The sequence below is a fragment of the Actinomyces dentalis DSM 19115 genome (assembly GCF_000429225.1).
Lineage (GTDB): Bacteria > Actinomycetota > Actinomycetes > Actinomycetales > Actinomycetaceae > Actinomyces > Actinomyces dentalis.
Genome location: NZ_KE386869.1, coordinates 1 through 13,796, shown reverse-complemented (window position 1 = coordinate 13,796; position 13,796 = coordinate 1). Strand labels below are relative to the sequence as shown.

At 73.3% G+C, this 13,796-nt stretch carries 8 protein-coding genes, 1 pseudogene and 1 other annotated feature; of the genes and pseudogenes, 4 read left to right on the top strand and 5 right to left on the bottom strand.

Annotation, left to right across the window (positions count from 1 at the left end; all coding sequences use genetic code 11):
- Positions 1-158: 158 nt before the first annotated feature.
- Positions 159-281 (bottom strand): hypothetical protein, encoded by a 123-nt coding sequence (locus tag G446_RS21405; protein WP_281170237.1) that lies wholly within the window; start codon positions 279-281, stop codon positions 159-161.
- A gap of 203 nt (positions 282-484) precedes the next feature.
- Here G446_RS21405 and G446_RS18485 point away from each other — a divergent pair, with 203 nt between their 5' ends.
- From G446_RS18485 to G446_RS21245, 3 genes and pseudogenes are all read left to right on the top strand, one after another.
- A complete protein-coding gene (locus G446_RS18485) occupies positions 485-745 on the top strand; it encodes a hypothetical protein (RefSeq protein ID WP_084779303.1) in 261 nt (86 codons plus the stop codon).
- Positions 704-834: a sequence feature (AL1L pseudoknot), on the top strand. It overlaps the preceding gene by 42 nt.
- A gap of 52 nt (positions 835-886) precedes the next feature.
- Positions 887-1,324, top strand: a pseudogene (locus G446_RS21600) (DDE-type integrase/transposase/recombinase); the annotation flags it as partial.
- Between the two features lie 222 nt (positions 1,325-1,546).
- Positions 1,547-1,705: an integrase core domain-containing protein gene (locus G446_RS21245; protein ID WP_245574743.1), complete on the top strand. Its 159-nt coding sequence runs from the start codon at positions 1,547-1,549 to the stop codon at positions 1,703-1,705.
- Positions 1,706-1,807: 102 nt separating this feature from the next.
- Here the strand turns inward: G446_RS21245 and G446_RS0114955 are convergent, their stop codons facing one another.
- A complete protein-coding gene (locus G446_RS0114955; RefSeq protein WP_026410732.1) occupies positions 1,808-2,386 on the bottom strand; it encodes a hypothetical protein in 579 nt (192 codons plus the stop codon).
- Positions 2,387-2,397: 11 nt separating this feature from the next.
- Positions 2,398-6,885, bottom strand: coding sequence for an RHS repeat-associated core domain-containing protein (locus tag G446_RS20235; RefSeq protein ID WP_169721311.1), 4,488 nt, complete (start codon positions 6,883-6,885; stop codon positions 2,398-2,400).
- A 42-nt stretch (positions 6,886-6,927) separates the two neighbouring features.
- On the opposite strand from G446_RS20235, the gene G446_RS0114945 reads away from it, so the two are divergent.
- On the top strand, positions 6,928-11,256 hold the full coding sequence (locus G446_RS0114945) for a type VII secretion EssC family protein (RefSeq protein WP_026410730.1): 4,329 nt from the start codon (positions 6,928-6,930) through the stop codon (positions 11,254-11,256).
- Positions 11,257-11,385: 129 nt separating this feature from the next.
- On the opposite strand, the gene G446_RS0114940 is transcribed toward G446_RS0114945, so the two are convergent.
- Together G446_RS0114940 and G446_RS0114935 are read right to left on the bottom strand one after the other, a co-directional pair.
- The gene (locus G446_RS0114940; protein WP_156916718.1) at positions 11,386-12,366 is read right to left on the bottom strand and encodes a hypothetical protein; all 981 of its coding nucleotides are present in this window, start codon (positions 12,364-12,366) and stop codon (positions 11,386-11,388) included.
- 359 nt (positions 12,367-12,725) lie between these two features.
- A complete protein-coding gene (locus G446_RS0114935) occupies positions 12,726-13,655 on the bottom strand; it encodes a hypothetical protein (protein WP_026410728.1) in 930 nt (309 codons plus the stop codon).
- Positions 13,656-13,796 lie beyond the last annotated feature (141 nt).

The window sequence follows — 13,796 nt, the reverse complement described above, 5'->3', positions numbered from 1 at the left end:
GGGCGTAGTCGACGAGGCCGTCGGCCATGTCCGGATCGGCCGGTGTCGAAGAAGAGGGCGCGCGCGCACCCGAATCACCCGAGCCCCGAATGGAGATTCCCATGAACACACCCTATCATGCGACGACTGCGACGCCTCAGGACTTCAGTGAGCCTTTCTCACCAGGATTCGTGCCAGGATTCGTGCCAGAGTGTGATGATGACGAGGGCGGCGGCCATGATCGTGGTGATGGTGGCGGGGCCTGGGGAGACTCGTTGCAGGGCCCTGAAGTGCTTGAACATGGCGCCCTCCCTCTCGGCGGGAGCCCGCAGGGCGGACAGCAGGCTGTTGCAGGCCTCCTCGTCGGGGTCGGGCAGGGGTTCTTCGTGGGAGTCTGGATCGCTCCGGGTTTGATGGAGGCGGTGATGACAGGAAGGATCACTGCCATGGGACTCAAGGAAGTACTCGTTGGAGCTGCGCGAGCGGGCGACTCGGATGGCGTCGGGTGGCGAGGGCCGACCCGGACCGGTCCAGGGGGGCGGTGCGCCGGATCGCCGAGGAGCTGGGAATCCACCCCGAGGCCCTGCGCGCTCGGGTCGGGCGGGCCGAGATCGACCGGGGCGACCGGCCGGGAACCACCACCGATGAGGCGCGGCGGATCAGGGAGCTGGAGAAGGAGGTGCGCGGGCCGGGGGCGGGCCAACGCGATCCTGCGGAGCGCGTCGGCTTGTCTATAGCGGCGGAGCTCGACCGCCCATCCCGCTGATCTGCCAGTACATCGACGAGCGCAAGGAGGAGTTCGGGGTCGAGCCGATCTGCGAGACGCCGGCCGGCGCCGGCGTCAAGATCGCCCCGAGCGCCTACTACGCCCGCCGCAGCCGGCCGCCCAGTGCCAGGAGCCTGCGCGATGACGCCCTGCGAAGCGAGATCGGTCGCGTCCACAGGAGGCGACTACTCGGTGTTCGGGGCCCGCAAGATGCGCGCCGTGCGGGGTCGCCCCGAGATCGCCGAGCGCCACGGGGCCGGTCACGCGGGGGCGGTGCACCGCCCGTGCGGCTCATGCGCGACATGGGTCTGCACGGGGTGCGGCGCGCCAAGTCACCGCGCACCACCCGGTCCGCACCGAAGGGGGCAGTGCCCGGCCGACCTGGTGAACCGTCACTTCGCCGCTTTCAGGCCGAACGAGCTGTGGGTGTCGGACATCACATATGTGCGTACTTTCAGCGGCTGGGTGTACGTGGCCTTCGTGACGGACGTCTACTCCCGGCGGGTCATCGGCCGGCGGACCTCCACGAGCCCGTGCGCGGACCTGGCCGCCGGCGCCCTGGAAATGGCCGTCTGGGCGCGCCGGCGCGAGGGCGCGGACCTGACCGGCCCGGGTCCACCACTCCGACCGCGGGGCGGGGTACCGGGCCATCCGCTGCGGGCAGACCCTGGCCCAGTGCGAGGCGGTCGCCTCGGTGGGCTCCAGGGGGGACTCCTTTCGGCTTCGCTCTGGCCGAGGCCCTCAACTCCCTGTACAAGGCCGAACTCATCCGCAACAAGGGCCCCTGGGAGGGCATCGACGATGTCCGGGCCCGCCACCGCCGAATGGGTCCACTGGTACAACACGGTGCGTCCCCACTGCGCCATCGGCATGCGCACCCCGGCCGAGCACGAGGCCGCCCGGGTCCCCGACACCGACCACCAGGAACAACCACAACCGACCACCACCGGAACCAACTAACAGAGTCTCCATAAAACCCGGGGCTTGACACCCAGGACGATCCAGACCCCGCGGGAATTTGCCACCACACTAGAAGACACGACCCCCGGGCGGCGGGGCGTCTCACTTTGAGGGGGGTCGCTTCCCCAGCCATCGGTAGCGTCTGGGCATCTGGTCGACGAAACTGGGTCTGCCGCTCAGTCGGAGGCTGCCGTCGGGCCAGAGGCCCAGGGGCCGGATGCGGACCCGCTCGCCGATTCCGGGCCAGCGCTCCTCGGGGGCGGGATCGGGCCCGCTCTCCATGAGCCGGGCCCGCAACTGCCCGACCCGCCCGGAGTCCAGGCGCACCTCCACGCCCCAGTCGCGGCGGGCGACGACCGTCCCCTCCTCGACCGGCCCGAACCCCTCCGGGAGCGGGTACTGGCGCGGCGGGTCGTACCCGCCCGCCAGGCCCTCCATGGCGCTCTCGCAACTGGTCAGGCGCACCTCGTTATTGGGGGACCTGTAGATGTACCTGCGCACCCGGATGCGCTCGCCGATTTCGGGCCAGTACTCCCCGTTGCAGCGCAGGAAGTCGTCGTGAATGGAGTCCAGGACGATGACTCCATCATCACCGGACTCCTCCAAACGCACGCCCAGACCCCAGGGGTGGTGAGCCGTCACGACGCCCCACTCGATCGGCCCCAGCCGTATCTCCTCCATGCCCGTCCTCCTCAGAAGATCTGCTCACCACCAAGGGTGAAAATACCGGCGTCTCCTGCATCGATAAGCGGGATCCACTCGCTGCTGACGATCATCTCATTGAACCTCTCGATCTCGTGATGGGGCAGCGTGAGCTCCCATCCACCTGGAATGTCACCGGAATAACCATGCATGTATTTTTTGAGTTCGACAAGATACTCGGGAGGTAGCTCGAATTTTATTATACCTTTCTGATAGTCGTCTAGACCCACGAAGCTGCCCGCAACACCCCTGCTTCCCAGGCTGGCCGTCATGTCGAGATCCAGGAAGTCGTCGGGGTTGAGGTGGTCGCGCGGCTGGCCTACTCGGGGTGCGCGGTACAAGTATCCGTCGAAGTCGGCGTCCGGGGGCAGGCCGCATGCGTCTCCGTTGTTGTGTACGAGGATTGGTGTGGGTGTGGTGGTGCGGTCGGTGTCGGGACCAGTGTGGTCGGTGGTGGTGTTGGTGGTGGGTGTGGTGAGGACGTGGTAGTTGTGGGTGTTGCGGATGGTGAGGTTGTGGACGGTGGTGGTGGTGCCGGTGGGTCGGATGGTGAGGACGGCGACGTCCTCGCCGTCTCCGGTGGCGCCCGCGACGCCGCCGCCGGTGGTGGTGTTGGCGTTGGGTCCGTTGTTGTTGGTGTGGTCGGGGTTGGTGGTGGTGTGGGGTGTTTTGAGTCTGTCGCCTTTTCTCAGGTCGGCGGCGGGGGTCCATCCGCGTCCTTGGACGTAGAAGGGGTGGGTGCTGGTGGTGGTGATGGTCCCGGCGGTGGTGGTGACCTCCAGGGTGGGCACGTCGTGGTGGACGTGGGTGGCCTCGACCTCGGCCTCGACGTCCTCGCCGGTGATGGGGTCGTGGGACACGACCCGCTCGCCGACGGCCACCTGTCCGATGGGCTTGGTGGTGCCGTCGGCCATGAGCACGGGCGTGTCGGCGGTGAAGCAGCCGTAGCGGGATACCCCGGTGGCCTTGGACAGGGCCCCTCCGGCCCCGCCCATGACTCCGCCGAACCCGCCGCCGCCGGCGGTGGCGGCGGCGAACCCGCCCACGGTGTGGGGGCCCGGGCCGGTCAGGTAGCCCAGGCCCCCCGACACGGCCCCGTCGACGCCGGACTCCACGGCCCCGGTGATGATGTTGCGCCCCAGGCACGAGGCGCCCTGGAGGGCCCTGCCCGCGGCCGCCGACGCGGCCCCGCCGGTCACGCCCCCGGCGGCGCCGATGAACCCGTCCAGGGCGACCTGCCCCCAGTCCACGGACCCGGTGGTGAACTTCTGCATCCCGATGGACGACCCGGCGCTCATCAGCGCCCCGGAGATCATGGCCGCGCCCAGCGGCCCGCCCACGCCGGTGCACATCACCGCGATGCCGGCCACCACGGCCGCCCCGGCCGCGATGTACTCCCAGTTGTCGGCCACCCACGACCCGGCCGCGGCCAGGGCGTTGCCCAGGGTCCCGTTGGAGGCCTGCTGGTAGACGCGCAGGTCGGCCTCCGACACCGGGCGCAGGCCCAGGGGGTCGGCCCCGCCCACGGGATCGTCCCCGGCCCAGGCGTAGGGGTTGGACGCCCACCCCGACCCGGTGACCGCGGGCAGCGGATCGGGTGACAGGAAGGCGCGGGTGGCCGGGTCGTAGGCGCGCGCCCCGGTCAGCGCCAGACCCCCCACGCCCAGCGACCCGAAGGGCCCCACACCCAGGCCCCCCGCCCCCACCGGGGCGGCAGCGCTGGCCGGGCCCGCACCGGCGCCCCCGGCCCCCGCACCACCGCCGCCGTCGGCGGGGCCGGCGGCGGGCAGGGGCAGGCCGGGCAGGGCCCAGGGGTCGGCGCCGGCGCCGTCGATGTCGGGCACCAGCCACCGCCCCTCGTCGCCGTCGCCGTCGGCGGGGCGGGCCACGGCCGTGGCGGCCAGGGCGTCGACGACGACCCGGCCGCCCACCCGGGCCAGGGACGGGGCCTGCGCGGCGGAGTCCCAGTACACCTCCGCCCCGTCCACGGCGGCCAGCTCCCCGCCGGGATCGGCGCTCATCTCGCGCCGGGCGGCCACGCGCACCGAGTCGCCGCGGCGCACCACGGCGGTGACCGAGGCCAGGAAGCCGCGCGGATCCCAGGCGAACAGGCGCTCCGCCTCCGGCCCGCTCTCACGGGTGCGCCGCCCCTCGGCGTCATAGGCGTAAACAACCCGCCCACCCGGACCCGTCGACGAGGTCAGTCGCCCCGCCGCGTCATAGGAGAAGACGGTGCGCTCCCCGCCCACCGCCTGTGCGACCAGGCGCCCGGCCTCATCCCACTCGTAGGAGCTGACCAGCCCCTCGGACGTGACCGCCCCGGTCAGTCGCCCCGCCGCGTCATAGGAGAAGGCGGTGCGCACGCCGTCGGTCGTCTGCGCGATCACGCGGTCATCGGCGTCGCGCTCCAGGAGCGTGCTCTGGATGAAGCCGCGCCGGTCGACCCGGCAGGCCGCCACCGTCCCGCCCCGCCACGTCCAGGTCGCCTCCAGGTCCCGGCCGCGCACCGAGGTGATGCGGCCGATGGCGTCGCGCCCGATCTCCACCCGGCCCGTGGCCGGGTGGGTCAGGGCGGCCAGGCGGTTGTTGGCGTCGTACTCGTACCGGGTGACCGACCCGTCGGGGTGGCGCATCGAAGTGCGCCGTCCGCCCGCGTCGTACTCCCACCGCATCCCGGCCCCGTCGCGCAGGCGGTGCAGCAGGGCGCCGCGGGAGTTCCACGCCATCTCCACCCGCGAGCCCCGGCCGGTCAGGGTGACGCGGCGCCCCGCGAAGTCGCGCTCGACCTCGCACAGGAGGGCGCCGTCGGCCAGGGTGCGCACCACGCGCCCGGCCCCGTCGCGCTCCCAGGTCAGGGTCCGCCCCGAGGCCCCCACCCGGCCCACCACGCGTCCGGCCCCGTCGCGCTCCCAGGTGGTGGTGCCCCCCAGCGGGTCGGTCTCGGAGACGATGCGGCCCATGGCGTCGAAGGTGCGCCGCCGCACGGCGCCGGTCGGGTCCACGGCCTCGATCTGGCGGCCCGAGGAGTCGTAGACGAAGCGGGTGACGGTGCCGGTGGCGTCGATGGCCTCGGTCATCTGCCCGGCGGCGTCGTAACGGAAGCGGCGCCGCCCGTTCCACGGGTCGCGCACGCAGATGATCCGCCCGCACCGGTCGTAGCCGAATCTCACCGTGCCGCGGCCCGGCTCGCGGCGCTCGACGATCCGCCCGGCGGCGTCGAACTTCGTGGACACCCGCTCCCCGGTGGGCCAGATCTCCCCCACCAGGCGCGAATCGGCGTCGTAGATCATCTCGTAGCGGTCCCCGCCGGTGGACACGGTGGCGGCCCACCGCCCGCACGCGTCGTACTCGTAGTGGTAGACCCCGCCGGTCGGCTGGGTCACCGACACCACGCGCCCGGTCTTGTCGCGCTCCCAGACGGTGGTGGCGCCGTCGGCGTCCACCGTCTCGACCAGGCGCCCGCACGAGTCGTAGCGGCAGACGGTCTCGGCCCCGTCCGCCCCGGCCACCGCCACCATCCGCCCCGCCCGGTCGTAGCGGGCCGACACGTCGTCCCCGCCGTCGACGACCCTCGTGGGCGCGCCCGACGCGTCGCGCTCGATCCGCCGCTCCGCGCCGGTGGGGTCGATGGCGCCCGACACCAGCCCGTCCCCGCCCCAGGTCAGGGTCCGCTCCGCGCCGGTGGGGTCGGTGAAGGACACCAGGCGGGACAGGGCGTCGTAGCCGAAGCGCCAGGCCGTCCCGTCGGGCAGCTCCACGCGGGCGAGGTTGCCCAGGTCGTCGTAGCCCTTGCGCACCGCCCGGCCCAGGGGGTCGACGGTACGCTCCTCCTGCCCGTGCTTGCCGTGGTCGATCTCGGTGCGCGCCCCGTAGGGGTCGATGACGGCGCTCAGCCGCCCCGCCGCGGTGTGCTCGAACCTCCAGCGCGCCCCCGTCGGGTCCGTCCTGGTCGTCAGCAGCCCCGTGGACTCGTCGTAGTCGAAGACCGTCCGGTTGCCCAGCGGGGTGACGGCCGCGACCACGCGCCCCGCCCCGTCGCGCTCCAGGCGGGCCGTGTCCCCGGCGGCGTTGGTGGAGGAGACCAGATCGCCGTGCTCGTCGTAGCCGAACTCCACCCCCACGCCCGTGGGATCCGTGATGCGCCGCAGCAGGCCGCCCTCCCACACCAGGGCCGTGACCCCGCCGGCCGGGTCCACCACGGCCGACGGCGTGCGCGCGTCCCCCTCATAGGCGTACCGGGTCACCGCCACCGGCTCGTCCCCGCCGCCGGCGCCGGGCCGCACCGTCACCGACACGAGGCGGTCCGCCTCGTCCCACTCCCACTCCCGGCGCGCCCCGCCCGGCAGCCGGCGCACCACCAGACGGCCGCGCTCGTCGTAGGCGCTCACGGTCAGGGCCCCGTCGCGCTCGCGCACCGTGACCGGGTTGCCCCACCGGTCATAAGTCGTGGACTGGCGCCGCCCGTCGGCGTCCACCACGCCGATCAGGCGCCCGCGCCGGCGCCCGGAAAGGAAGCGGCCATGCGCCTGGTCATCGACCTCAACGACGACCCCAGGACGGTCGAGCTGGAGTCCTTCGCCGACTCCGCCACCCTGCGCGAGCTCGTGGAGGGCGTCTACGGCGCCCCCCTGTCCGCCGGGCCGGTGTGGGTCGACGACGTCCCCCACGACCCGCAGGACCCGCTCGCCCGGGCCTCGCTCATGGAGGGCAGCACGCTGCGCCCCGACGGGGGCGAGGCGCTCGAGGCCCTGTCCGGCTGGACCCTCACGGTGCTCGGCGAGGAGGACGTCGGCCCGGTGGTCCGGGTCCCGGACACGGGCGTGCTCACCATCGGGCGCTCCCCCGAGGCCGACGTGCCCCTGCCCTCGCGCAGCGCCTCCTGGCTGCACGCGACCGTGGAGCGGGACGAGGAGGGCCTGCTGGTCAAGGACCGCGGCTCGACCAACGGCACCCTCCTGGACGGCGACGCCGTGGACGAGGAGGGGGCGCGCATCGACGCCGACGCCGTGCTGCGCATCGGCGACTGCGCGATCGCGGCGCGCAAGGACGTGGAGGAGCCCCGCGCCCCCCGCCCCGGGTCGCTGCACAACATCACCGCCGCCGGAACCGTCCCCTTCAACCGGCCGCCCCGGCCCGGACGGCGCAAGGACCCCGAGCCCCTGACGCCCCCGGAGCGCCCGCGGCAGGCCCAGCCCACGCGCTTCTCCCTCATCGCCGTCGTCGGCCCCCTCATCCTGGCCGTCGTCATGGTCGTCATGATGAGGGACCTGCGCTACGCCATGTTCTCGGCCATGAGCCCGCTGCTGGCCATCGGCAACTGGTTCGACCAGAAGCGCAGGCGCAGGGCCGAGAAGAAGGAGGCGGAGAAGACCTTCTCCGAGGACCTGGAGCGGTTCACCGCCTCCCTGCGCGAGGCCGCGGCCGCGGAGCTGGCGGCCCGCCGGGCCGCCGTGCCCGCGGTGGACCTCGCCGCGCGCCGCGCCCTGTGGCCCACCACGACCCTGTGGCAGCGCCGCCACGACGACCCCGACGTCCTGCTGCTGAGCGCGGGCGTGGCCGACTCCCCGTGGAGGCCCGCGGTGGACGCCCGCGCCGCGCGGAAGCCGGTCGACGAGGTCCGCGCCGCCCTGGACGCCTCGGTGATCGCCGCGGGGCCCGCCGAGGTGGACCTGTCGGACGCGGGCGTGGTCGGCATCGTCGGACGCCGGGAGGCGACAACGGCCGTGGCGCGCAGCCTGCTGCTCCAGGCCGCCGTCCACTGCGGCCCCGCGGACCTGACCATCGGAGTCTTCCACGACCCGGGGCGCGACCAGGAATGGGAGTGGACGCGGTGGCTCCCGCACACCCGGCGCCTGGGGACGGGCGACGAGGGGCGCTGGATCAGCGGCCGGCGGCGCGAGTCGGACTCGCTGCTGTCCGGCCTGCGCGACGGGGTGGAGGCCCTGGCGACCCCCAACGCGCTCCTCCTCATCGACTCCGACGTCCTCACCGAGGGCCGCGAATCGCCCGCCCGCTCCCTGCTGGGCCGCGGGCGGGGCGCCGTGGCCCGCTCGGGCCAGCGCGCGCCGCGCCGGGTCAGCGGCATCGTGCTCGCCGCGACCCGCGAGCAGCTGCCGGCCTCGTGCACGGTCGTCATCGAGGCGGGGCGGGACGGGCCCGCCGTCCTGGAGCGCCCCGGCGACCTGGTGCGCGTGGAGGACGTGGCCCTGTCCGGGATCGGCGCCGACGGCGCCGCCCGGGCCGCCATGGCCATGGCGCGCCTGGAGGACCCCGAGCTGGAGGTGCCCGGGGCCTCGCTGCCCGGCCTGGTGCGCCTGGGCCCGCTGCTGGGCATGGCCGCCCCGACCGCGCAGGAGGTGCTCGACTCCTGGCGGGCGCCCGGCGCCCAGGCCCCGGTGGGCGTGGGCGAGCGCGGCATGTTCTCCATCGACCTGGTCCGCGACGGGCCGCACGGGCTGGTGGGCGGAACCACCGGATCGGGCAAGAGCGAGTTCCTGCGCACCCTCGTGGCCGGCCTCGCCGCGCGCAACGACCCGACGTCCCTGACCTTCATCCTCATCGACTTCAAGGGCGGGGCCGCCTTCAAGACCTGCGAGCGGCTGCCGCACACGATCGGCACGATCTCCAACCTCGACGCCCAGATGGCCGACCGCGCGCTGCGGGCCCTGGAGGCGGAGATGACCTACCGGCAGCGGGTCTTCGCCGGCGCCGGGGAGGGCGTGGACAACCTCGACGCCTACCTCGCCACCAACCCGACCGAGCCCATGCCCCGGCTCCTGCTCGTCGTCGACGAGTTCGCCATGCTCGCCAAGGAGTACCCCGACGTCCTCAGCTCCCTGGTCAGCGTGGGCGCCGTCGGGCGCACCCTGGGCGTGCACATGATCCTGGCCACCCAGCGCCCCGCCGGCGTCGTCAACGACGACATCCTCGCCAACACGAACATGCGGGTGGCGCTGCGGGTGCAGAGCCGCGAGGACTCCTCCAACGTCATCGACGTGCCCGACGCCGCCGCGATCGGGCGCCAGCAGAAGGGCCGCGCCCTGGTCAAGCTCGGCCAGGACGACATCACCCCCGTCCAGACCGCCCTGGTCACCGGCCCGATCGAGTCCGAGGAGCGCGAGGCGATCGCCTTCACCGACCTGACCACGGGCGGCTCCTCCGCCCCGCCCCGCCCCGCCCCGCCCGCCCGCAGACCCGCCCCCGGCGAACCGGAGACCGACCTGGACGCCCTCATCGACGCCATCGTGGAGGCCAACGCGATCGCGGGCTTCGCCCCGCCCCGCCCGGTGTGGCCCGAGCCCCTGGGCGCCCGCGTGAACCTGGCCGGCTTCCCCCGCCCCACCCGGACGGACGCGCCCGGCGGCGAGGAGGACGCCGCGGGCGCCGACCCGGACGACACCGCCTCCAAGCTGCCGGCGGTCGGCGGCCTGAACGGGGACACCCTGGTCTTCGCCCTGTCCGACGACCCCGACGGGCAGCGCCAGCTCGACGCCGGCTGGGACATGGCGGAGGGCAACCTCATCCTGGGGGGAGTGCCCGGATCGGGCACGACGACGGCGCTGGTCGCCATCGCGCTGACCGCGGCCCGCGCCCTGGACCCGCAGGAGCTCGACATCGTCGTCCTCGACATGAGCGCCGGCGACCTGGAGGTCCTCACCGGCCTGCCCCACCTGGTGGGCTACGCGGGCGCCGGCTCGGGGGCGCGCGAGCGCCAGAGCCGCCTGCTCAAATTCCTGCGCGCCGAGGTGCAGCGCCGCCGCGGCGCCCCGGACCGCAGCCGGAGGATGCTGGTCCTGGTGGACGGCTTCGCGGCCCTGCGAGACGAGTACCAGGACGTGGACGGCCTGCCGCTGCTGGAATCCTTCTACCGCTCCTACGCGGACGGGCCGGAGGTGGGCGTCCACTTCGCCATAACCACCACGCGCGTCAAGGCCATCCCCTCGGCCATCGACGAGGTGACCACCCAGAAGTGGCTCTTCCGGCTCGCCGACCGCTACGACTACTCCTCGGCCGGCATCAAGCCCGAGCAGATGCCGGCCGACGTCAACGGGCGCGCCGTCCCGGTCCTCACCCGCCTGCAGACCCACATCGCCACGCCCGGCTGCGGCGCCCGGGCCGCCGTCGAGCACATCGCCTCGCGGGTGTGGCCCCACGCCCCCGTCAAGCCCTCCGTGGTCGGCGAGCTGCCGACCCTGGTGAGGGTCGACGAGCTCGACGCCGTCGCCCGCCTCGCCCACGAGCCGTGGCGCCTGCCCGTGGGCATCGGGGAGGCCGACCTCAAGCCGGCCCTCCTGGAGAGCTACGAGGGCGAGCACATCCTCGTGGCCGGCCCGCCCCGCTCGGGCAAGTCGACGACCCTGCTCACCCTGGCCGCCGCGGCCCGCACCGCCGCGGACGGCCCCGAGCCGCCCACGATCGCGGCCATCGCCTCGCGCCGCTCCCCCCTGGCCGCGGCCGACCTGGACCAGGTGGTCACCGACCCGGCCGACGCCGCCGGCCTGCTGGCCGCGCTCCGACTGCGCCAGGGCCCCGTCCTGGTGCTGGTCGACGACGCCGAGCGGATCGACGACTCCGATCACGCGCTGGCGGAACTGCTGGCGGAGAGCCCGCCCAACGTGCGGATCGCCGCGGCCGGCCGGGCCGACGACCTGCGCACGCTCTACAGCCACTGGACCAAGACGCTGCGGCGCTCGCGGTGCGGGATCCTGCTGCAGCCCAATGTCGACATGGACGGCGACCTGCTCTCCGCCAGGATCCCGCGGCGCGCGCCCGTGGTCATGACCGTGGGACGGGGCTACCTGTGCCTCAACGGGGGCGCGGCCCTCATTCAGACGGCGCTGCCGCAGTAGGCGACGATGGCGACCAGCTCGCCGCGGTCGGTGGACACGCGCATGGCGTCCACGTCCCGGTGGGTGAACGTCGCGGTGGCCGGGCGGCCGGTGCCAGGATCGGTCGAGGCGACCCGGTCCGCAGACGGCCTAATCCTGCAGGAAGTCCTCGACGATCTCCTTGCCGGCGGTGCGGACGTCGGGGTCGGTGTGGGCCAGGGCGAGGTCGGCCATGCGGCGGAGGTCCTCGTCCAGTCCCAGGCTGTTGAACAGGGAGGCGAACGTGCACCAGGAGACGTAGTCCATCATTACGCCCTCGTGCAGCCAGGCGAATGCGGCGGGCACGAGCACGGGGCGCAGTCTGCTGATCGGGAGCATGCGCAGCAGGCGGTGGGCGTACAGGGCTCCTCGTTCGACGTCGACCCATCGCACGATGGCGGGTACGAGGGCGAGCAGGTCGTCGTCGGGGAGCATGTAGGCGGCCCGGAGGGATCCCGGATTGTGCTTTCCGCTCCGGGTGCTGAGCCGCCCTTCGATCAGGGCGACGACGTCGGGGTTCCCCGCCAGGGGCGCGGCCGCCGCGGCCGCCCGCCGCATGAAGTGGGCGGACCGTCTCACGGCCTGCGCGATCGCCCCCTCGTCGACCGGCCCGGCCTTTCCATCGGCGGGCTCCCCGCCGCCGGGCGCCTCGTCGGCCGGTCCGGGCACGTCGTCGCCGGGTTCTCCGGGAGCTTCGGGCGCGGGGGCCGCGGGTTCTCGGCGGGTGGTGCGGGCGGGGTCGGTCAGGTGGCGGACCTCGTCGTCCAGTCCCAGGTGCTCCAGGAGGCCGGCGCAGGCCCTGCGCAGAGCCCCGTCGGGATCGGGTTCCTCCCGGAGACGGGCGGCGAGGGCGGGCACGAGCACCGGGCGCAGCTCCTTGACCGGGGCCATGCCCAGCAGACGCCGGACGTGCACGGACACGGACTCCACACCCACCCGCCCGGCGATGGCGGGGGCCAGCGCGAGCAGATTCTTATCGCGCAGGTGGTAGGAGGCCAGGAGGGCGTCCTCGGCCCGCCCGGCATCGGCGCCGTCCAACCACCGCCCCAGCACACCCACAGCACCGCCGCCCACCGGGGGCAAGACCGCCACCTCCGCCTCCAACACGAGACGGGCGACCTCCTCCACCGCACCCGCCGGACCACGGACACCACTACTGCTACTTCTTCCTTCCGACACGATTCCACCCTATGCCCTTGAATCGTCTGTGGATCGCCCACCACCGGCGGACTCATCCCGCGCCGCAACTTCCAGGGCGCCAACCCGTCAGGAGGTGTCGTGACCCGTGGTTCCCCGGCCCCCGCCGCATCGTTCGCCGGGGACGCCTCTCACTCCGCTTCTGTCATCGTGCTATGACGGCGGGGTCCATCCTGGTCCTTGGTGTCTGGGTTTCTGGTCGTGGCGCCCGGGGTGGCGGGATCCGATGGCGCGCATGCGCACGATGGCGGTGTTCAGGTGGTCGGGCCGATCGGGTGCGGGGGTGATCTTGAGGGAGATCTCGACGTCGCTGGGCCGTTCCGTCTCGGTCCACAGCAGGCAGTCGATCCAGTTCCCGCCGCCGTGGATGGGTGCGGCGTACATGTCCGTCTCGAAGCCGTCGGGCAGGGGCGTGTAGGGAGGCTGCCGTAGGTGGTCATGAAGTCGTCGATCTCCTCCCAGTCCAGGCGGTTGCCGCTGGTGAGCTCTTCGGCCCGGTCCCAGTCCCGCGCCGAGACGGCGTCCCCCACTTCCCGCACTCGGTCCACCACCGCCTCCGGCAGGGTGCGCGTGTAGGCGATCACCGACTCGGGGGCCCGATTGGTTCGGGACGCGTAGAATGATGGTGGAGGGCCGGGGACAGGCCCATCGGTGAACATGGTGCGGCTGACGCGCATCTCGCCGCCGGGCCACACCCCCAGCCTGCGCACCCGGATGCGCTCGCCCACCGCGGGCCAGTTCTCCTCGGCGCACTCGGTCGGATCGTCGGAGACGAGGGCCGCCGGCAGGGCGCACACCCGCCCGGACTCCACCAGGCGCACCCGCAGACCCCCCTCGCGGTGGGCGACCACCACCGCCCGCTCGATCGGCCCCAATCCCGGCGGCACCGACGGGTCCCGCGTCGGAAGCCCGCCCAGTACGCCATCCAGCGCGCTCTCCCGGTGCGACATCTGCAACTGCCCCGACGGACGCCGGCCCACGGCCCGCACCCGGATCCGCTCGCCCACATCCGGCCAGTACTCGGGATTGCGGCACAGCGGGTGGTTGTGGACGGAGGTGATGTCCACGAAGGCCTCCTCGCCCGACTCCTCCAGGCGCACGAACAACCCCGAGGGCACCAGGTGCCTCGTCACCACCGCCCACTCCACCGGACCCAATTCCACCGAATCCCGACCACCGCTCATCGTGATATCCTAATTCCGAAGACATCCATTTTCACTCCAATTCTGTAAAACCATCACTGAGCCTTTCTCACCAGGGTTCGTGTCAGGAATCGCGCCAGAGGGTGATGATGACGAGGGCGGCGGCCATGATCGTGGTGATGG

What these genes read in the sequence shown, in the direction of transcription:
- G446_RS0114955 (WP_026410732.1), bottom strand. Translation starts at nt 2,386, where the DNA reads ATGGAGGAGATACGGCTGGGGCCGATCGAGTGGGGCGTCGTGACGGCT.
- G446_RS0114935 (WP_026410728.1), bottom strand. Translation starts at nt 13,655, where the DNA reads ATGAGCGGTGGTCGGGATTCGGTGGAATTGGGTCCGGTGGAGTGGGCG.
- G446_RS21245 (WP_245574743.1), top strand. Translation starts at nt 1,547, where the DNA reads ATGTCCGGGCCCGCCACCGCCGAATGGGTCCACTGGTACAACACGGTG.
- G446_RS21405 (WP_281170237.1), bottom strand. Translation starts at nt 281, where the DNA reads ATGTTCAAGCACTTCAGGGCCCTGCAACGAGTCTCCCCAGGCCCCGCC.
- G446_RS0114945 (WP_026410730.1), top strand. Translation starts at nt 6,928, where the DNA reads ATGCGCCTGGTCATCGACCTCAACGACGACCCCAGGACGGTCGAGCTG.